The 20,696-nt window shown below is 59.9% G+C and carries 11 protein-coding genes; 4 read left to right on the forward strand and 7 right to left on the reverse strand.

What is annotated here, in order from left to right:
• Positions 1-179 precede the first annotated feature (179 nt).
• Positions 180-2,837, reverse strand: a complete 2,658-nt coding sequence (locus WG78_RS03600; RefSeq protein ID WP_161805060.1) for a bifunctional diguanylate cyclase/phosphodiesterase — start codon at positions 2,835-2,837, stop codon at positions 180-182.
• Positions 2,838-2,976: 139 nt separating this feature from the next.
• Entirely contained in the window at positions 2,977-3,390 is a 414-nt protein-coding gene (locus WG78_RS03605; protein ID WP_053936415.1) for a hypothetical protein, read from the reverse strand.
• A gap of 466 nt (positions 3,391-3,856) precedes the next feature.
• Between WG78_RS03605 and WG78_RS03610 the strand changes: the two genes are divergently transcribed.
• Positions 3,857-4,351, forward strand: coding sequence for a hypothetical protein (locus tag WG78_RS03610; protein WP_053936416.1), 495 nt, complete (start codon positions 3,857-3,859; stop codon positions 4,349-4,351).
• Positions 4,352-4,440: 89 nt separating this feature from the next.
• On the opposite strand, the gene WG78_RS03615 is transcribed toward WG78_RS03610, so the two are convergent.
• The 3 genes from WG78_RS03615 to WG78_RS03625 form a co-directional block, all read right to left on the reverse strand.
• A complete protein-coding gene (locus WG78_RS03615) occupies positions 4,441-6,789 on the reverse strand; it encodes an AbfB domain-containing protein (protein WP_053936417.1) in 2,349 nt (782 codons plus the stop codon).
• Positions 6,790-7,135: 346 nt separating this feature from the next.
• A complete protein-coding gene (locus WG78_RS03620; RefSeq protein WP_053936418.1) occupies positions 7,136-7,759 on the reverse strand; it encodes a PEP-CTERM sorting domain-containing protein in 624 nt (207 codons plus the stop codon).
• Positions 7,747-8,493 carry a PEP-CTERM sorting domain-containing protein gene (locus WG78_RS03625; RefSeq protein WP_053936419.1) on the reverse strand — a complete coding sequence of 249 codons (747 nt, stop codon included), beginning with the start codon at positions 8,491-8,493 and terminating at the stop codon, positions 7,747-7,749. Before WG78_RS03625 ends, WG78_RS03620 begins: the two co-directional genes overlap by 13 nt.
• Positions 8,494-8,912: 419 nt before the next feature.
• Here WG78_RS03625 and WG78_RS03630 point away from each other — a divergent pair, with 419 nt between their 5' ends.
• The 3 genes from WG78_RS03630 to WG78_RS03640 all read left to right on the forward strand — a co-directional run bounded on the left by WG78_RS03630 (position 8,913) and on the right by WG78_RS03640 (position 11,567).
• Complete coding sequence (locus tag WG78_RS03630; protein ID WP_053936420.1) at positions 8,913-9,809, forward strand: transporter substrate-binding domain-containing protein; 897 nt, start codon at positions 8,913-8,915, stop codon at positions 9,807-9,809.
• 167 nt (positions 9,810-9,976) lie between these two features.
• Positions 9,977-10,588 carry an NUDIX hydrolase gene (locus WG78_RS03635; RefSeq protein ID WP_053936421.1) on the forward strand — a complete coding sequence of 204 codons (612 nt, stop codon included), beginning with the start codon at positions 9,977-9,979 and terminating at the stop codon, positions 10,586-10,588.
• Positions 10,589-10,676: 88 nt separating this feature from the next.
• Positions 10,677-11,567 carry a polysaccharide deacetylase family protein gene (locus WG78_RS03640; protein ID WP_053936422.1) on the forward strand — a complete coding sequence of 297 codons (891 nt, stop codon included), beginning with the start codon at positions 10,677-10,679 and terminating at the stop codon, positions 11,565-11,567.
• 66 nt (positions 11,568-11,633) lie between these two features.
• Here WG78_RS03640 and WG78_RS03645 read toward each other — a convergent pair whose 3' ends face one another.
• Both WG78_RS03645 and WG78_RS03650 read right to left on the reverse strand, forming a co-directional pair.
• Positions 11,634-12,824 carry a Fic family protein gene (locus tag WG78_RS03645; protein ID WP_053936423.1) on the reverse strand — a complete coding sequence of 397 codons (1,191 nt, stop codon included), beginning with the start codon at positions 12,822-12,824 and terminating at the stop codon, positions 11,634-11,636.
• Between the two features lie 163 nt (positions 12,825-12,987).
• Positions 12,988-20,148 carry a galactose-binding domain-containing protein gene (locus WG78_RS03650; protein ID WP_053936424.1) on the reverse strand — a complete coding sequence of 2,387 codons (7,161 nt, stop codon included), beginning with the start codon at positions 20,146-20,148 and terminating at the stop codon, positions 12,988-12,990.
• Positions 20,149-20,696: the final 548 nt, after the last annotated feature.

Genomic DNA, 20,696 nt, shown 5'->3' on the forward strand with positions numbered 1-20,696 from the left:
GAGTTGTGGCTTTGCGGGGCTCCCCTAATTGATGACGAAGAGCGGCCTACGCGGCTTGAGCAGCAAGCCTTCGCAATGCATAGAGGGCCAGCATCAAAAGTGGCATAGCGCGCAGATGTGGCATCGGCAAATGGCTTTGAGTGGTGGGTCATGACCCACCCTATGCGGCTGCCTGGCGCTCACACCGTCCAATCTTCGATTGGCTCGGGGCGGCCGAACAGGTAGCCCTGGCACACGCGGCAGCCGGTTTCGGTCAGAAAATCCAGTTGCGCCTGGTTTTCCACGCCTTCGGCAATCACCTGCAGGCCCAGCGACTGCGCGATGGCGACGATGGCGCGCACGATGGCGGCGTCGTTGGCCGAGGTCATCACGTCGCGCACAAACGACTGGTCGATCTTGATCTGGTCCAGCGGCAAACGCTTCAGGTACGACAGCGACGAGAAGCCGGTGCCAAAATCATCCAGCGAAAACGTCACCCCCAGCGCGCGAATCTGCTGCATCCGCTCAACCACCTCATCGACGTTTTCCAGCACCACGCTTTCGGTCAGTTCCAGCTGCAGCCGCGCCGGGTTGGCCCCGGATTCTTGCAGCGCTTCGCGCACGCGCTCCACGTAATCGGGCTGGTGAAACTGGCGCGCACTGACATTGATGGCGATTTTAAGATCGCGCGTGCGGGCGTCGTTGGCCCACAGGCGTAGCTGGCGGCAGGCGGTCTGCATCACCCAATAGCCCAGCGGAATGATCAGCCCGCTGTCTTCGGCCACCGGAATAAACTGCGCTGGCGACACCGCCTGATGCTGCTCGGGAAACCAGCGGATCAGCGCTTCGGCTCCGATCAAACCGGTATCCAGATTGACTTGCGGTTGGTAGAACAGCCGAAAGCCATCGCCCTGCAAACTGTGGCGTAAGGCGGCTTCCATGGCCGAGCGCGCGTTGATGGCTTCCTGCATCGCCGGGCTGAAAAAGCGCACCGCGTTGCGGCCCGCGGCTTTGGCCTGGTACAGCGCCACATCGGCCTGCTTGAGCAAAATGCTCGATTCCACCGCGTGATCGGCAAACACGGTGACGCCGATGCTGGCGGTACTGTGATGACCCACTTCTTCATCAAGGATGGAATAGGGCTGATCAAGCGCGTTACGGATTTGCTCGGCATAGCCCTTGGCTTGCGCTTCGGCGCTGGCGCGGTCGGTGCCGAGCGATTCCAGCATCACCACATATTCATCGCCGCCCAGGCGGCTGACCGTATCGCGCGGACGCAGACAGGACTGGATGCGCTGCGCCACCGCCAGCAGCAGGCGGTCGCCCACCGCGTGGCCCTGCGTGTCGTTCAGCACTTTAAAGTTGTCCAGATCCAGGATCATCAGCGCGCCCATTTCGCCGCTGGCGGCGCTGGCGGCCAGCGCTTGTTGCAGCCGGTCCATCAACAGGCGGCGATTGGGCAGGTTGGTCAGCGGATCAAAATAGGCAAGGTGGCGAATCTGTTCTTCCGCCGCCTTGCGTGCGGTGATGTCGCGTACCAGCAATTGCAGGATGGGATGGCCGTCCAGTTCCAGCGCGTTCAGCGAGATTTCGGTGGGGAAAACCAGCCCGTTATCCAGCCGTTTGAACAACCACTCAAAGCGCACGCTGCCGTCTTTAAACGCGGTTTCGACCAGCTCGCGCCCAAACTCGAACGCATCGCGGCCGTTGGCCTGCACCGGAGCCCAGTAATCGCGCTGCGTCAGTTGGCGCAGTTGTTCCACGCTGTCCGCGCCCAGCATGCGCAAGGCGGCGGCGTTGCAGTCGATGATATGGTCGCCATCGCGTAGCCACACCGCGTCGCCGGTGGCGTTGTAGAGCGTGCGAAAGCGGGTGCCGGAGCGCTCGGCGTCTTCCTTGCTGCGGCGCAGTTGTTCGATGGTGGCCAGCTCATTGCGACGCCGCCGATACGAGTTGTTGGCGGCGCCCAGCGTGATCAGCGTAAAACCGAATGCCAGCGCAAGACTGACCTCCAGCTCGCGGTACCAGCCCGCCAGATAATCCTGGGTGGCTTCCCCGACAAAAATATACAGCGGCTGTCCCTCTACGCGCCGGAACGCCATGCGGCGACGCACGCCATCCAGTTTGACCACCGTTTCGTAGGTGGCGCCCTCGGGATGCTGGCGCACCATATCGGCGGTGCTTTGCGAGACGGCGGTATTTCCGGCGTTGGGGCCGACGCCTTCGATTTCGGGAATGCGTATCCACAAATGCAGCTGCGTATCGCGCAGCGTAATCAGCCCATGCGGACCAATATCGAGCGGCAGAAACAGGCTACGAAAATAGTCGAGCGGCAAAAACCCCGACACCACGCCGGCAAACTGGCCATCAGGCGCGGTAATGCGGCGCGCCAGCACCATGCCCCACGTGTGGGTGATACGGCTGACCAGCGGCTCGGATATCACCATCGCGCCGCGCGGCGCATTGATCAGTTGCTTGAAAAACGGGCGGTCGGCCATGTTCAGGCGCGCATTGGGGCGGATGTCTTCGGCGTATTGCAGATTGCCCTGCGCGTCGGTAATGCGCATGCCGTCCAGTTCGGGGCTGAGCTGATGTTGACGCTGCACCCAGTCGTGCAGATCGGGCCAGTCCACCTGGCCGCGCGCCATTTGCGCTTCCACCTGATGCGTCACCGCATACAGGCTGACGTCGATCTTCTTGATGGTGCCTGACACGCTCAGCGCCAGCGTTTGCGCCAGGTTCTGCGTGGACAGCGTGGTCTGGCGCTCGTATTGCAAATGACTCTGATACAGCGCCGCGCCCACCAGCAGATAGACAAACGCATTCATCAGCACTACGCCCGCAACGAGTCGGAGCACAAACGAGTTGCGCGCAAAAGTCATGAGCGGCGAAAGCCTTGGGTGGTGGCAATGATGTGCTTTATAGCTGTTCTGGCCTCAGCCGGTGCGTGTTTCCTGCAGAAGCACGCACCGTGTTGCGACAAAGATGCAGATGCGCTTACTGGCCATTCAGATCGCCGCGCGTGGCGCCGCCTTCACCGGGTTGCAGTGTGGCGGGGTTGGCGCCGCCCTCAATACCATTGGTGCCGCCGTTGTTGATGGTGGGTGTGCCGCCGGTATTGCTGCGGCCGGGCACCATATTGCTGGTGTTGTCGCTATTGGCCGGGCTGACGTTGAGGTTGCTGTTGCCGTTGGTAGCGCCTGGGCTGGTGGCTGCGCCGCCGCCATTGGCGGTGCCGCCCACATTGGTATCCAGCCGTTGCTGGGTCTGGCCCGAGTTGGTGCCGGCGGTGGAGTTATTGCCAAGGCTGGCGCCATCTTGTGGGGCGGGCGGTGTGCCGGCGGCCATGGCGGTGCCGCATAACAGCGCGGCGGTACTGAGGATGGTCTTGAGTGTGGTCAGGCGTTGCATGGTGTGCTCCCTTATCCGTTGAACTGTGGGGTAGAACGTATCGCGATGCTGGCACCGGGCACGCTTGCCCTGAATAAGCGCGCGCCCGACTCGGCTGTCGGCCGATCAAAAAAACCGGCGCAAGTCCGGCGCACGCCCGGGTCAGCCGTTGCCGCGCCATTTTCCCCGCCATCACCGATACGCCCGCCGCGCGTTTAAAAGAACAGCTTATTGGCCATTTAAAACGCTTTAACCGCGTTATTAATCCGCGATTGTGTTTTAAAGCTGACATTCGATTGCAACATTCTTGATTTATCCGCCTCGTATCTGGCAATGTCAGCGCGTGATTGCGGATACAGGGACACGGGCATCAGCGGGCAATGGATAGCGCAATGAATCAAGGGGGGAGACTTGGTCATTGTGATTGCCGTTCTGGTGCGTATTTGCAATCTGGCGCACCAGATTGGACATAACAAGGGGATCAACAATGAATAAAGTGGTGATCGCAGTGGCGTTATGCGTGGCGGGTGGCGCTTATGCCTATGTCAGCAGCAAAAAGGTCTCGGAAGACGGCATTAAAGAATTCTATAAAAACGATTTTGATTATACGGTGCAAATGAAGGCCGATGCGTTATGCAATGAATATGCCGATAACTTTGAAGGGGTTTCGGTTTCCGAGCAATTTGGCCAGAAAATCAGCAAGGCGGAAACCTGCGATACGCAAAAGAAAACCTTTGAAGCAATTAAAAAGCAGCAAGATAGCGCCAATGGTGGTGGCGCAATTGCGTACAAGGTGGATATCAAAACCATTACGCTGGACCGCGATGAGCGCACGGCCACGGTGGAACTGGCGTATACGTTTAATATGAACCCGGTGATCAAATCCAGCGGCACGCGCAAGGATGTGATCCAGAAAGTGGATGGGCAATATCAGATTGTGCAATCCACCGATGCGGGGCAAACGGTTTATGGCTCCCAATAAAAGAAAGAACTGAAATAAAAACCGGCGCATTTCGTTTGATTTGCGCCGGTTTTTTATTGCTGGAACAGATTGCGTTAAAATCCGCGCAATCAGTTAATCACAAATGTGGCATCCGATTTATCCAGCGCGGGCGAGCTATTAAGAATGGGCTCGCTATACAACAACGAATTGCGATGGCGCATGAAGTTGCCCGGAAAGTTGTATGACTCGAACGAAATATTGCTCGGGTCGGCCCAACCCACGCGCGGCCGCCATGTGGCATCGGCTTTAAACAGATCGGTGCCGTCATTGGCGTCTTTCCACACTTCGCCATTGCGATGGCGCAAATACTGGCCCGGATAATTGATCGATTCAAACGACACGGCCAATGGATCAGCCAGGCCGGGCACCATACGCCATTGCGAATCGGCAGCCGGGGTCACATTTGGATCAATCCGCGCGCGCGAGTTTTGATGGCGTATGAAATTGCCCGCGATATTGCTCGCGCCAAACCGCACGCTGGCCGGTGCAAAGGCCGGGGCAATCACCGACAAGGCGCGGCGGGCCATGCTGGCGCTGGACCACGTCACGTGCATATTGGATGCGCCCGTGCCGTGCACATATTCCACCGTCACCGGGTAATTGGTGTTGGCGGTCAGCGCGATGTTGCCCTGGCTGGTGCTGCGGCCCGCGCTGGTCTTGTTGATGACCTGCACGTTGTTGATCCACACGCGCGCGATGTTGTCGCTATCGGCATATACGGTGAAGGTTTCGCTGCTGGTGGGGCGCACGGTGCCGGTCCAGCGCACCGAGTAATTGGTTTCGCTAACCCCGGCCGAGGCATCGGGCGATGCCGTGCCGCGTTCGGTATTCAGGTCAAAATCAATCAGCGGCGTAATCGAGGTTTTGATCTGGCTGCCAAAATTGCCATTGAAATACGTCACGCCAAACACCGCCATATTGGCTTGCGAACCATTCAGCGCCACTACATCCGCCACTTGCCACGGATGACCATCGGGATAAACGATGCCATGAAATGGCGTGGTCGGTTCGGCTGCGCCTTGCGGGCTGCCCCACGGAAAGCGCGTATTGGTGCGACCGATACCCAGTTCCCACATGATGTAACCGGTGCCGCGTCCGCCGTAATTGGTGACGATGCCGGGCACGCTCTGGCTGCCGCGATTCATGCTTTCCGAATTGAGCACATTGGCGCCATAGGGGCCGGGATAATCGCCGCCATAGGGGTGGAACGAAAAGAAATCGGAGAAGTAGGTCGGCTCGGACAATTGCACCGTGGGTGAGCCCACCGGAATGGCGGTGCCGGTGTCTTTGATGGCAATACGCGCATCGTTCATCAAATCGCGCGATTGATCGGGCAAATCGCCGGTGCAACCCGCTTCGTTTAATTGCTCCCAGAAAATAATGCGGTTGTCGTTCAGGTGGGCATTGACCACGTCTTGCACATACTGGCGTATTTGCGCTTTGTAACTGCCTGGATAAACGCTCTTGATAGCGCGGCCTGGCGATTGCACCCAGCGGCTGTTATGCACGCCCGGCACCGGCGCACCTTGGGCCCCCAGCGCGGGTTGGCGAATGCTGCCGTCGCCATTGGTGCCCCAGCAATCATCAAAGAAAATCGGCGAGACTTTCATGCCGCGACGATTGGCGATTTGCAGGAAGTTTTCCAGCTTGTTGAGCAAGCCGGCCTTGTCGTTTTCCCACAGCAGATAGTGCAGATAAATGGCGACCGTGTTGATGCCATAAGTCTGCGCATAAGCCAGTTCGCGGTCGACAATGGCCGAATCATACGATTGCCACCATTCGATGTAATTGACCGCATTGGTGGGTGTATACACCGCGCCTTTGACGCTGGAGAAATCCCATTTCGGTACCGCCTGGGTGCCGTTATCGGTGATGCTGACATTGCTGAAGGTGGCATTGGTGCCCATCACGCGCAAACCGGCGGAGCCCGCCAGATAAGTGTCATCGGCCGCGCTTAAAACCTGCACGTTATTGACGAACACTTCGATGCGTTTGCCAGCGGTAACCAGTTTCAGGTGATACGAGGTATTGGGATTGACCGTGTACGGATACGCGATCATTTGCGTCCAGTTATTGTTGGCGCGGCCCAGCACCACGGTGTTCTTTTGCGTATTAAGGCCAACGTAATAGCCCGAATACGCATCCGTGCCGGTGGCCAGATTGCTGGCATGAAAAATAAAGCCCGCGTCGCCATTGGCGCCCAGCGAAATATCGGCCTCCATGGTTGAGCTTTGATAGCTGGTGCCGGCTTGCACCGCTTTGTTGCCCAGGCCCGAATCGACCGTGTGCGTGGTGCCGTTGTGCGACCAGTTGCCGCCGTAGTTGGTCCACGTATCGGCGTGCGCGGGCAAGGCCAGCAGCAGCGCCGCAGCGCCGCCTGCCAGCGCTTGCAACGCGCCGTTAAATCGATTTCCCATTTTATTCTCTCCTCCAGCAGCCCGACCTGCGCCGGGCACGGTTGAATGCCAGCTTGCGGCATCCGCGGCTTGCACCATGGCGATCCTCTCTCTGGTCTGCCTTGGTGCGAGTGGAGTTAATAATATCTATAAAAATGGAAAAATATTAATGATTGGACGACCGGATGCCATGAGATTTTTTTGACGTCACGCCTGATAAATCCTGGCTTGGCTTTGATGCTATGCAGCATTATGGACTAGGCGTTGCGGCGCAGAGATAGGGTAGAAATTATTAATATTATTATCTACCGGGCGTAAAAATGCCGGGAGAGGCGGCCCGGCATGGTGCGGCGCTGCACAAACGACGTCAGCGTGCGGTCTTGCGTTGTCGCTGCCGCGCCAGCACCGCCACCGCGCCTACGCCCAGCAAAGCCCAGGTTTCGGGCTCGGGCACGGGCTGAATGTTGAGCGCGTCCAGCAGATAAGCTTCGCTCTCTCCGCTAAATGCCCGGGGCTGGAATGCCAGGGTATCGACCACCTGATCAAAACCGGCGCTGGCGTAATACCAGTGAAAATTGGGGTCGCCCGAGGCGTTGACAAAGCTGTAGGTGACCGTCGCGATTTTGACGCCATGGCGATAGCCATCGATGGTGACGCCTTGGGCCGAAAAGCCCCAGTAATTGTCGATGACCAGCGGCGCAAGTTCGGCGCTCTCAAAAATAAACGGCTTGAGTCCGCGCAAGGTTTGCGTGTCGCCACCCCAATAAAAATTGTTTTCCAACGCCTGCGTGCCGCTGGGGAAAGGCACGTAGTCCGCCGAGGCTTGCACCGCCGAGAAAAAGCCGTCGATTTCGAGGCCCTGGTAGGTGGCCGGTTGGCCCATGGTGCTGCCGGTGTTGGGCGAAACAAAATCGCTAAAGGTAATCAACTGGGCGTGAACGCTGGCGCTGGACAGCAGCGCCGCCAGCGCGGCAAGGATCAGACGTTGCATGGTTGCGCTCCCTTCAGATCGCGGCCGGTTAGGGGGCGGGCGGGGCGGCGCTGTTGACGCCAGCGTGCGCAGCTTGCGCCCAGGCCCAACAGCAGCAAGGCCCAGGTTTCAGGCTCGGGCACGGCGGCCACTTCAGTCAGCGGCACGATCGGCGTGAGCGCCAGCTTGTCGATCAGCCAGCGCTGGCCCAATCCAGCTGAGACGATGTCGAGTTGTGTGATGGGCGTACTTGCAAAGGACGACGCCAGCCAGCTAAACGACGTGCTGCTTAAATCGAAGGTGTCCGACGCGACCAGCGTATCGCCGTTGTAACCGTTGAATGTAATGGTGGAGCTGACAAATTCCGGGCCGCCATAGGCGGGGGTAAATGCCGCAGCTTCGGCACCGCCAAAATAAAAAGCGGGCAGGGGCGCAAACATGGCAGGCGGCAGCCCCTGCAGCATGAACGTGCTATCGAAATAGCGCGCATTAATGAGGGCATAGGCCGAAGATGGAAACGCCAGCGTCGCGCCAAACAGCGTCGCGTAATCGGCTTGCGAGATGGTGCTGATCTCGCTGGTATTGGTATCCCAGCCTTGCGGATTGCCGTTGTCGTCCACGCCGACCAGGCCTTGGTTGACCTGACCCAGCGGCGACCCGCCTGGCAGCATATTGGGTTGGGTGGGGAACGTCAGCGCCTGGGCATACGCGCCCACGCACCACAACGCGCCAACCATGATCTGCAACTTGAACATATAAACCTCCTCGGTGATGGCACACAGAGCGGGTGGTTTTTTTGTTCGGTGCGGCTGCTGACGACACTGTTTTAACGACGCGTATTTGCAGCAGAATTTAAGTTTGAATTAAGTTTTGGGCAAGCATAAATCTACGGGCGGTGCAGCATTTACAAGATTGATCGGTGTCGGTACGCAGTTCCCACGCTCTACCACACTGCGAGCGGGTCGGGATTTACCATCTGGTCAGCCATGCCGGTTGCATAAAATACACACTCCACCACCGACTATCGCCGCGCAACGGCTTAAAACTGCCGTTTGAAACGAACCAGGGCTTATCGCAATAAACCGGTTACTGCCTTTGTGCGTTAATACGTCGCCCGCGCTCGCGGCGGCAGTACCCGCAATAACAAATAAACGCGTTTTGAAGGACTTACCCCTTGTTGACCCAATCCACCGTAATTCGCGCAGTGGGCGCGCTGGCCATCAGCCTGGCATGCGCACTGCCTTCCATGGCGCAAGCCGATACGCTTGAAACCATCAAATCGTCTGGCGAAGTCAAAATCGGTTATCGCGAATCGGCGCAGCCGGTATCGTATCTGCCCAAAGGTCAGACCGAGCCGACCGGCTTTGTGGTGGCGTTGTGCAAGCAGATCGTGGCTACCAATATCAGCGAGGCCGTCAAAAAGCAGGTCAAGATCAAGTGGGTGCCGGTGACCGCGCAAAACCGTCTGAAGCTGTTGATGGATGGCTCCATTGATATGGAATGCGGCTCCACCACCATCACGCAAGACCGCCTGAAGCAGGTGGATTTTTCGTTGGTGACGTTTGTAACCACGTCGCGCATGGTCAGCCTGGCCAGCACCAACGCCGCATCGCTGAAAGGCCTGGCCGGGAAGACGCTGGCGGTAAAGAAGGGTTCCAGCCACGTTGATCTGATCGCGCGCATGATCAACAACGTCAAAGTGATGGAAGTGACTGACGCCAAGCAAGGCGTCGAGGCCGTCACCGCGGGTACCGCTCAGGCTTATCTGGACGATGAAGTGCTGATCCAGAGCGCCATTCGCAAAAACGAACAAGACCCGAAAAACTTTGCCTTCAGCACGCCATTCTCGGTGGAGCCGTACGGCATTGGCCTGCGTAAAGGCGACGAGGCATTTGCCAAGCTGGTGAACGCCGGTCTGCGCAGCACCTTTAACCGCTCGGAAAAAGCCATCGCCATGTTGGAAACCTATACCAACGAGCTGGGCATTCCGGTCAACAACCTGACCCGCGATGCCATCCGCAGCCCCAGCAAATCGCGCCAGTGCAGCTTGCTGGAACAAAGCGGCTGCTAAGCGCGCGCTGAATACCGGGTTTTACCGACGGGCCAATCCAGCTACGCAATGCGTGGCGGGGTTGGCCCGTTTTGCATGGTGGACTTGCCTGGCGCGGAACGTTTTTATGCGATGCTTGCCCGAAACTGAACCCAGCCCCGCGCTGCTTTTAACAGGAAGCCGAACGCATGAATGATCCGATCGAACAGGCGCGCCGCTTGTTGGCGATAGCCCAGACCGGGCTGCATTTTGCCAAAGACAAGTTTGATCAGCAGCGTTACCGCGAAATCGAACAAATGGCGCACGACCAACTGGGCCAGATGGCCGATCTGCCCGGCGAACAAGTGGCCAAGCTGTTTGCGCACGAAACCGGCTACGCCAACCCCAAGCTGGATGTGCGTTGTGCGGTGTTTAACGAACAGGGCCAGGTTTTGCTGGTGCGCGAGGCGGCCGAGGGCTTGTGGTCATTGCCGGGCGGCTGGGCCGATATCGGCTCAACGCCGGCGGAATGCGCCGCGCGCGAAGTGTTGGAAGAAAGCGGTTATCGCGTGCGCATTACGCGTTTGCTGGCCGTGTGGGACATGCGCAAGCATCCGCATGACCCGCAGTTGTTTCATATCTGGAAGCTGGTATTTGCCGGCGAAATTCTTGAAGCGGGCGAGGGCGACGGGCTGGAAACCGATGGCGTCGGTTTTTTTGCGCTGGATGCGCTGCCCGCGCTTTCCACCGGCCGCATCTTGCCGCAGCAACTGCGCCAACTGGCCGAATTGCATGAGCTGGGCGGTACGGTATTCGATTAAGCGGGGTGCGCACGTGGTCGCGCTTTCTGGCGGCGGTGGCCCGCATCGACGATAATCGCCGACCTTGCCTGTGCCGTTGTCAGTGATCATGTTCCGATTTTTGTTTGCTTTTTGCCTGTGCGCCGCCCGCGTGGTGCACGCGGACCCCGCCGCCGCGCCGATTCCGCCCGTGCGCTTTATCCTGACCTTTGATGACGGCCCCAGCTTGTGGCGCAGCGCGCCCACCGCGCGCATTGTGCAGCAGCTGCAAGACAACCCGGTCACGCCCAATATCAAAGCCGTGTTTTTTGTGCAGACCGCGCATCCCGCGCATGGTGGCAGCCCGGCGGGCCAGGCGCTGGAACGCCAGAGTTGCCAGCAAGGCCATCTGCTGGGCGTGCATTCCGGCAGCCCGCGCGGGCATATTCCGCATCCGCTGATGTCGCCCGAAGAATTGCTGCAATCGTTGCAGCAAGGCATCCGCGATATCGAGGCGCAATGCGGCACGCAAGCGGGCGTGGTGCGCCCACCCGATTGGGAATTTAACGACAGCACGCTGGCCACCTATCGCCAGGCCGGTCTGGCCATGTTGCAGACCGACGTTAGCGCCAACGACGGCAAGATTTATGGCTGGAATATCAGCCTGCGCCGCCGCAGCCATATGCATGACGCGTTGGCGGTGGTGCTGCGCGCGTGGCAAGCGGGCAAGCTGCCGGTGGTGGAGGGCGTAACCCCCGTCATCGCCGCCTTCCATGACGTTAATCCGTATACCGCCACGCACATGACCGAGTACTTGCAGATTCTGGTGGAAGAATCAAAGAACGTAGGTTTGCCGCTGGATGCGACGCCGTTCTACACCAACACCGAACAGTTGCGTGCGGCCACACTGGCGCGCGCCAATGGGCCGGGTTATGTCTGTGATGGCGCATCGCGCAGCGTAACCCTGCGCGAGCGCCTGTTTGGGCCGCCGGAAGCGATGACCAAAGGCTGCCTGCCGTAGCAGTTCGGTTGCCGCAGCGCGCCGCCCCCGACACGGCCTTGTTGATGCCGGCGACGTGCCACGCCGTCACAGGCTGGCGCGATAGCTGGCCTCCCGCTGGGCAACGCGCGGCAGCGGCTGGTTTTCAAACTCCGGCTGCAAGGTGCGCTGCGCGGTGGCCACATAATCGACATGCTTTTCGCGCGCATGGGCATCGACGTCGGGCGGCGGAGGCAGATTGCCGATCAGCTGCGCGATGGCCTGCAGGATGGTCTGCGCCTGGTGATCAAAAAAGTAGGTCAGGTCATGCTGGTCGGTTTCGGTGTACTGATACGCCAGGCCGTACTGTTTGGGCTTGGCCTTCAGTTGCAGGCTGATCGAGATATAGCGAAACCAGCGATACCGATGCTTGAGTACAAACCAGTAAAACAAGGCGCGCGCGGTGCGGCCGTTGCCATCGCGAAACGGATGTTCGTACGCCAGCATAAAGTGCAGCGTCATCGCCTTGATCACGTTGTCGATACACAACTCAGGCCCCGCCAGGATGCGCGCGGTGTGGTCGGTGTTGGCAAAGTCGCACAGCGCTTTCAGGCGCTGTTTTAGCTGGCTGGCCGGTGTGGGGCGATAGTGGCCTTCCGGGTCGCCCACATCAATATCGTCGGTGGTGCGCAACACGCCCGGTTGCACGTCATTGCCGGTCGTACCCGTGGTGGCGATGCGGTGCAGTCGCAAGATCAGCGCCAGGGTCAGGCGCTCATCGCGCATCTTTTCCACTTCGCGCAGCAGCATCAGATTGTTAAACACCATTTGTTCGTCTTCGGTGTGCGGCTGACGGCCCTCGGCCAGCATTTTTTCTGCATCGGCGCGCGTGGTGGCCGCGCCTTCCAGCTGGGCGCTGCTGATGGCTTCTTCCTTGTCGAATTCAGTGCAGTCGTCGTCCTCGGCGTTGATGGGCCAGCGGATATGCTCGTCGCGCACCAACTGGTTGATGTGATCCAGCCGCAACGCCAGCCGTGGATGCAGGCACCAGGTAAAGGGCTGGCCGTTTTGCGCCAGTAGCGGCAACGGCTGGCTTTGCAGCGCGCGTTTAAAGCGGATGGCCTGCCAGACATCGCGTGCCCTGGCGCGCGGCAAGCGCCATTTCAGTTGGCACCACGGTAGATAGCGGCCCTGGTGGTCAATGATCTGATGCTGCGCCAGCCAGGCGGGCAGATCGGGCAGTTGTTGCAGCCGGGCCAGATCGACCGGTGGCGCGACTTCGACGCGGGGTTTGCTCATAGGTGCGGCCTCGTGTTTTTCGGATTGTTACGATGGCAAAGCACGCAGCCTAATCCAGGGGCAAAGCAACGCGTCAAAGGCATTACTGCGCTGGCGAAAATAAAAAACCGGGTCCCCTTGCGGTGGACCCGGTCATTACTACAACAGCAAGTACCTCTCGTTTTTACCAGCCGATGCCAAACACCATATGTTCCGGTGTGGGCGACATGATGGTCGAGCTTTGATCCGACACGTCGTCATAGGCAAAGCCGTACGCCAGACCGCCCACGCTGTGGCTATGCCAGAACTTCGCGTAGAAGTTGGCCGGCGCCGCGCTGTACCACGCGGACGGGGTGGCCCACTTGCTGCTGTCTTGCATGATGTGGCGGTTAAACGCCGCGCAAATCTGGGCTTCAAGGGCCAGCTCGACCGAATTGCCGGTGGCCAGCGTGCCTTTGCCTTCCAGAATGTCTTGCGTGGTGGGTTTGCTGACGTTGTACGTGCCACCCTGATACGCGCCGTTGCCCAGATTGACTTCGGTGAACACCAGCGTATTACCTTGCACGCGGCCGCTGAAGCGACGGCTGCCGCCCCACATGTCCACGGTCAGCGTGTTGCTGGTGTAGTAGGTCCACATCTGGTTTACATAGCTATCAAAGTAGTTGCCGTTGGCCTGGCCGACATCAAACGTCGACTTGCCCGGGGCCATGATGCGCGGCAGGGCAGGGGTCGGCGTATGGAACTCGGCCGGGGTCTGGCTCACGTACTCGTTGTACAGCGCCGACACCGATTCGGTGATGCCGGTTTGAGCGTGGAACGTCTGGTTGGCGCCGTATACATCCAGCAGCAGCGGCACGCCGAATTCATCCACCTGGGTGGTGTTGATCCACAAACCCGTGGTGTTGTAGGTGAATTCATACCAGTCAAAGTTAACGGCGATATTGGGGTCGGTCGGGTTCAACGGATTGGGCCCGGCATAACCGATATTGCCGTTTACATCGCTCAGTACCTTCAGATAAACCGGTTCGCCCAGCGAGATGAAGACACGGCCGGAATCCATTTTCGGCAGTTTCAGCAACTTGCTTTGCGCCAGCGTGAAGGCGTAGTTGGGATAGTTGACGCCATTCTTGATCAGATGGCCGTTTGCATCGTTATCGGCCACTGCAGCATGGGTTAACGTTCCGTCCGGTTTCAGCCAACTGAACACGCCGCTGGCCGGATCGCGACCCAACACGGTCACATAGATCTGGTCATCGCGCCATGCGCCTTTGGTGTTGTTTTGCAGCTCGGTGCCCACAAAGCCCGGATAGACCGTGTACGCCGGATTGCTCGTACCCGTGCTGCCCGAATAGACCTCGAACTCCCACAACGAATAGCCGTATTGCGTGGCGCGCTGCGTGCCATACATGCGCACATAACGGGCCGTGGTGCTGGCAAAGCTGAGGTCTTCCACGCCGCCTTTACCGGCGGTTTGGGTATAGACCGTGCTCCAGTTGGCCTCATCGTTCGAGGTCTGGATCTGATACGCCTTGCCGTAGGCGGCTTCCCAGCGCAACACCACGCGGCCCACGGTTTGCACCGAACCCAGATCCACTTCAATCCAGCCTGGATCAACAAAGGCCGAACCCCAACGCGTGCCGCTGTTGCCATCGACGGCATTGGTGCCCGCCAGCGTGCCTGCGTTTTCAGTACCGCTGACTTTCACCACCTTGTTCAGCGCAAGATTGACGCTGGCATCGGCGGTGGTGGCGGCGGACGTGCTCTGGCCGCTGCCCAGCGTGCTGCTGCTGGTGGCGGTGCTGGCCGGGGCGGTGCTGCTGCTGGCCGATGTGCTGGTTTTGCTACCGCTGACGCTGGTGGCTGCGCCGGTCTGGCTGGCGGGCCCGAACACCTGGAATTCCCACAGCGAATATCCGTACTGCGTGCCGCGCGCGGTGCCATACATGCGCACGTAGCGGCCAGATACCGTGTTGAACGTCAGGGTTTCAGTACCCCCCGCGCCATTGGCCTGGGTGTACGCCGTGGTCCAGTTGACGTTGTCGGTCGAGACCTGAATCTGATAGGCCTTGCCATACGCGGTTTCCCAGATCAAAACCACCTTGTTGATCGATTGCGTGCTGCCCAGATCGATCGTTACCCACGACGGGTCTACCACCAGCGAGGACCAACGTGTGGTGGTGTTGCCATCCGCCACATAGCTGGCATCCGAGAACGCCGGGTTTTCGTTGCTGCTGGCCGTGGCGGTATGGCCCAGCGCCAGGTTGGTGCTGCCGCTACCGCTGCCGCCAGAGACGGTTAACAAGGCCTGATTGCTGGTGGTCTTGTTGCCGCTGCTGTCGGTGACGATGACGGTAAACGCCGCGCCATTATCGGTGGCGGCAAGGGCGGGGGTGGTGTAGCTGGCGCTGGTCGCGCCATTGATCACCGCACCGTTCTTGAGCCACTGATAGGTCAGCCCGCTGCCCGAAGCCACCACGCTAAACGTGGCGGTCTGGCCCACTGCGGCGGTTTTAGCGACCGGCTGCGTGGTAATGGCCGGGCCGCTGGCGGCGCCATACACCTCAAACTCAAACAAGGAATAGCCATATTGCGTGGCGCGCGCCGTGCCATACATGCGTACATAGCGGCCTGATACGGCGTTAAAGCGCAAGTCTTCCACGCCACCCACACCGGCCGATTGCGTATAGGCCGTGGTCCAGTTGGTGTTATCGGTGGACACCTGAATCTGGTAGGCCGTGGCGTATGCCGCTTCCCAACGCAGAATCACGTGGTTAACCGATTGCACCGAACCCAGGTCAACGCTGATCCAGCCCGGATCAACAAACGTCGAAGACCAACGGGTGTTGACCGCATCGCCATCGAATGCCGCGCTGGCCGGGTTGACCGTTGCGTTTTCGGTGCTGCTGGCGCTGGCCGGGCGGTTGAGCGCCAGGTTGACGGTGCCGCTGCTGCCGCCACTGGTGACCGTCAGCGTCACCGTGCTGCTGGTGGTGCTGCCTCCCGCTGCATTCAACACCACAACCTTGTAGGTCGCGCCGTTGTCTGCGGTGGTGGTGGCCGGCGTGTCATACGCGCCGGTGGTGGTGGTAGCGACCAGGCCGCCGTTCTTGTACCACTGATAGCTGGTGGCACCCGTTGCCGTCACCGTAAAGTGCGCGCTTGCGCCCACGGCCACCGTCAGATTGGTGGGTTGCGTGGTAATGGCCGGACCGGCAATCGAAGTCCCTTGCGTGCACAACGCCCATCCCGGGAAGTTGGTAGCCACGCCGATATTGGACGTCCCCGTTGACGACACCCAGTACGCATACGTGCTGTCTTGCTCGTAGCTGGTGGAAGTCCACGTGTTCCATGCGGCCGGGAAGGCGCAAGTGGAAGCATTGGCGCCAGAAATCGCCAGCGCTTCGTCCTTGGTCGGCAGACGCCAGCCACCGCCCATATTGGCGCAGTAAGCCGTTGCCAGCGGTTGGGTAAATTGCGCACCCGAATCGCTGAGGGTGTACTGCTGGCGTTTCCAGGTCAGCCCGGTGACGTTGTCTTTCACGGTGGCCGGATCGATCACCGTATAACGCTCGCTGGCATTGCCGCAATTGGCGCCGTTGTACACCTCGAACTCGTACAGCGAATACCCGTATACGGTGCCGCGGGTCTTGCCATACATGCGGATATAACGTGCTTTCTGGGTGGGGAAGGTAAAGTCCTCGACGCCACCCGCGCCCGCATCCTGGCCGTAAACCTTGGTCCAGTTGGCGTTGTCGTTGGAAACCTGGATTTCGTACGACGAGGCAAAAGCGGCTTCCCAGCGCAGGATGACGCGGTTAAACGTCTGCACCGAGCCCAGATCAACTTCAAACCACGACGGATCAACAAACGCCGAGCCCCATTTGGTGGTGGCGTTGCCGTCCACCGCATTGCTGGCCGGGTTGCCGGCCTGGTTCTCGTAGCTGCTGGCGGTCGCCACCTTGTTCAGCGCCAGATTAACGCCCGGCGGCGCCATCTTCAGCGTGACGGCTGCGCTGGTAACGCTGCCGGCCAGGTTGGTGACGGTAACGCTGTAGCTACCCGCGTCGCTGTTTTGTACCGCAGCGATGCTGAAGGTGGCGCTATCCCCGCCAATGGCCGCGCCATCTTTCATCCACTGATAATGGAACGGTGCGGAACCTGCCGCCACCACGGTAAACGTCGCGGGCTGGCCGGGGATGGCCACCACGGGCGTCGGTTGCGTGGCAATGGTGGGTACACGCGCCGCGTTGACCGTCAGCCGTACTTGCGCCGAAGTCACCGAGTTGACCGGGTTGGTCACCGTCACCGAATACAACGCGCCGTCATCGCTCAGAGCCAGGATCGGGGTGTCGTAAGTCGGGTTGGTGGCGCCCTGGATGGCGGTGCCGTTTTTCTTCCATTGGTAAGACAAGGTGGGCGAACCGCTGGCCGTGACGCTGAAATGCGCGCTCTGGCCCACATCCACCGATTGCGCGGCGGGCGCTGCGCTGAGCGTGGGCGCCGCAGCGGCAAATACCGACAACGCAGCGGTCGACGACGTCACCGTGCCCTGGCTGTTGGTAATGGCTACCGAATACGTCGCGCCATTATCGCCAGAGGTGGTGGCGGGCGTGTCATACGTTGCGCCGGTTGCGCCGCTGATGTTGGTGCCGTTTTTCTTCCACTGGAAGGTCAACGTGGCCGCACCCGTCGCCGTCACCGAGAAGTGCGCCGGTTGGCCCAGGGTGACCGACTGCGCCACCGGTTGCGCGATGATCACCGGCGCGCCTTGTACCGGCGTGGTGTGTGTCACCGGCTGCACCACAAAGGTGGTGGTACCCGTGGTCAGACCGTTGGCGCTGGCGCTGACCGTGACTGTGCCGGTGGTGAACTGCGTGCGCAGCGCCACCTTGGTCATGCCGCCTTCAGCCTGCAGTTCGTGATCGCCGGGCGAGTGGTACGTCAGCGCCTGGCCTGCCGTCACGTATTGCTGCGTGCCGCCCATATACGTCACCGGGCCGCTGACTGCAAACGTGATGTTGTTGCTGGCGGTGGGGACGACCACACCATTGGCGTCGGTGACGCGCGCTTCCACAAAAGCGGCATCCGAACCATTGGCGGTGGTGGCAAACGCAGTGCCATCCGGCTTGACCAGATTGGGCACGACGGTCAGCACGATTTTGGCGGCCGGGCCAGCGGTGGTTTTGCTGTCGGTGGCCACGACATTGCCAAACGAATCCAGACACTGCGCCGTTACCGTACCCGATTGCCACGTCACGCCATCCCAATGCACCTGGAACGGCATTTTGGTGGTGTTTTGCGACAGGTCGGAACGGCTGTCGCTGTTCCACGGGTTGGGCGTCTGGTCTGCGCCTTGTACGGTGCCGTTAACCAGCAGACGTACTTTGGGGCAGTTGCTGAACGCGTTTACGCGCACACTGCCGGAGCGGTTCCAGTGGTGTGCCAGTGCAACGACGGGCTTGGTGGCATACGGCGTCCACGCGGCCTTGTAGATGTAATACAGCAACTTGGGAAAGCGGTTCTGATCCACCATCGACGCACCCAGCGAGCGCACGTTCGATTGCGGAATATTCAGCGCCGGGCCTTCGGCAAAGATGCTGCTTTCGCCCGGAGTATCCGCGAAATACCACTGCGCCATGCCGAAGGCGTTGACCGCGACGCCTTGCCGCCAGCTATCCAGAAAAGGCGCGGCAAAGGCCAGTTCAAAATCCCATGCGCCACGCGCCGAGCCATTGCCCCAATATTCGGAGCCCCACGCCGGTTTGTTCGGATAGGTTTGTTTGGTCAGCACCTCGCAACCCTGGTTGGTACAACCGAGGATGTCGCCATTGGCCGGGTTGGGGGTGCGGTCTGCCTGCGCGCGCGTATTGATCGGGTCCCACACTTGCGACAGCGCCTTCAGGCTTTGCGCAAAGGTGGTATCGGTGGCGCCGTTATCGGCCTCCCACGCCAGAATCGACGGGTGGCTGCGGTCGCGCACGATCATCTCGCGGTGCAGTTCGGTCTTCAGAATCTGCTTGTTGCACGGCGGGGCAGTGCAGGCGTCGGCAAAGCCGTTTTCGCCATCCCCGCTGGGCTGCACGATAAACACGCCCAGCGCATCGGCGGCATCGACAAACTCGGGGCTGGAGCTGGAATGCCCAGGCCGCCACAGGTTGCCGCCCATGGCCGCCATCTGTTGCAGATCGCGCCATTGCTGTTCTTCGGGCACCGAGGTGCCGAGCGCCGGATAGTCATAGCGCCCCGAGCCGCCCCACAAAAAGTGGCGCTGCCCGTTGATCAGCGGAAAGTCCTTGTCCCACGTGATGGTGCGGATGCCCAGCGGGCTTTGTACCGCATCGACCACCGCGCCGTTGATGCTGACGGTGTGGAACACCTTGTACATATAAGGCTTGCCGTAGGGCGAATTGTTGGGATACCACAGCGTCGGGTTGGTGACCGTCAGCGTCTGGTCAAACAATTGCGGATGCAGGCCCGGCGCCACGTTGGCGGCCACGGTTTTATTGTCTTGCGCCGTAGCGACGACATTGCCGTTGGCGTCGACGATCTGCGTGGTCAGGGTGACCTGTTGGGCCGTCGTGCCTTCGTTGACCACGTTGGTCTGCACCTCGATCTGCGCCGAGGTGCTGCTGGCGCTGACGGTGGCCACGTACGTCCCCCACGTGCCCAGCCCCGCATACACGTTCTGCGGAATGTGCACCTTGTCGGTGATGTACATGTACACCGGCCGGAACAGGCCGGCATCGGACTGGCCAAAGCGGAACGCCTGCGAAAAGCCGGGCGAGGCAAACCAGTTGGCGTTTTTGGCGACGCGGATCGCCAGTACGTTGTCGCTGCCGTCAAACTTCACATACGGCGTCAGATCAACCACCACGGGCAGGAAACCCACCACGTGGGTGGCTTGCGGGTTGAGCTGGCTGTTGCCGGGCAAGAAGGTGCCGTTGATATACACCTGCACGCCGGTGTGTGCGCCTTCCAGTTCCACCAGCACCTTGCGCTGGGCGTACTGACTGCCCAGCGTAAAGTGCTTGCGATACCACTGCGTATTACCGCTTAAAAAGCCTTCACCACCACCTGATTCGGTGTTGATAAAGGTATCCAGCTGGTCGGCCGAATACGGGACACCCACTGAAATCCAGCCGCTGTCATCAAAGCCCGGCTGATACGCCGTGGCCGGGTCTTGATCCTTGATGTATTTCCATGGCGTTTCGCCAAGATTGATGGTCACCCGCTCGGACGGGGCTAACGTCACCGCTTCTGCGGTTGGCGCTAACCCCGCGAGCACATAGACGGCAGTCAGGGCGGCGCAAAGCCGCCCCCATGCCCTGGCTCGATAGTCTTTCATAAACAACCCAGCTCCTCGTGTGATTGGTCGGCATGGCCGGGCTGCGCCGGCCTTACCTGTACTGCAACTGCAACCCCGCCCGTAATGCGGCGAGGTGGGGCGCAAGCGATACGGCATGCTTGCGACAAGCCTGCAAAATGAAAGCGATTTCATATTTACGACGTAAGCGCACCTACATGATTTGCCTTATGCAGCCTTGAACACGGGCGATATATGGCAAATACAACCCGATACATGGGCTGGCGTTTTTGAAATCGATTTCACAAGTAGGCGCAATGAAGGCGTGCAGAAACGACGCCGGACATCGTGCTGGCCCGGCCATTCTGTGCGCCCCGATTTTGTGCGTAATGCGGGTACACCACGCTACATGCCGGGGATTCTAGTACATGGATCAGGCGTTTTTACGGTGCGCGCAGTGCAGCAAAATGCAGCTTTCTGACAAATGGTTGAACCGATGGTTTGCTGCGCCGCGCCAATCTGGCCAGATGGATGACGTTTTTATGAAAGCGATTTCATGAGCAAAGCCGCGTCAAATCTAGGCTTGATCC

It is taken from the genome of Amantichitinum ursilacus (assembly GCF_001294205.1).
Classification (GTDB): Bacteria; Pseudomonadota; Gammaproteobacteria; order Burkholderiales; family Chitinibacteraceae; genus Amantichitinum; species Amantichitinum ursilacus.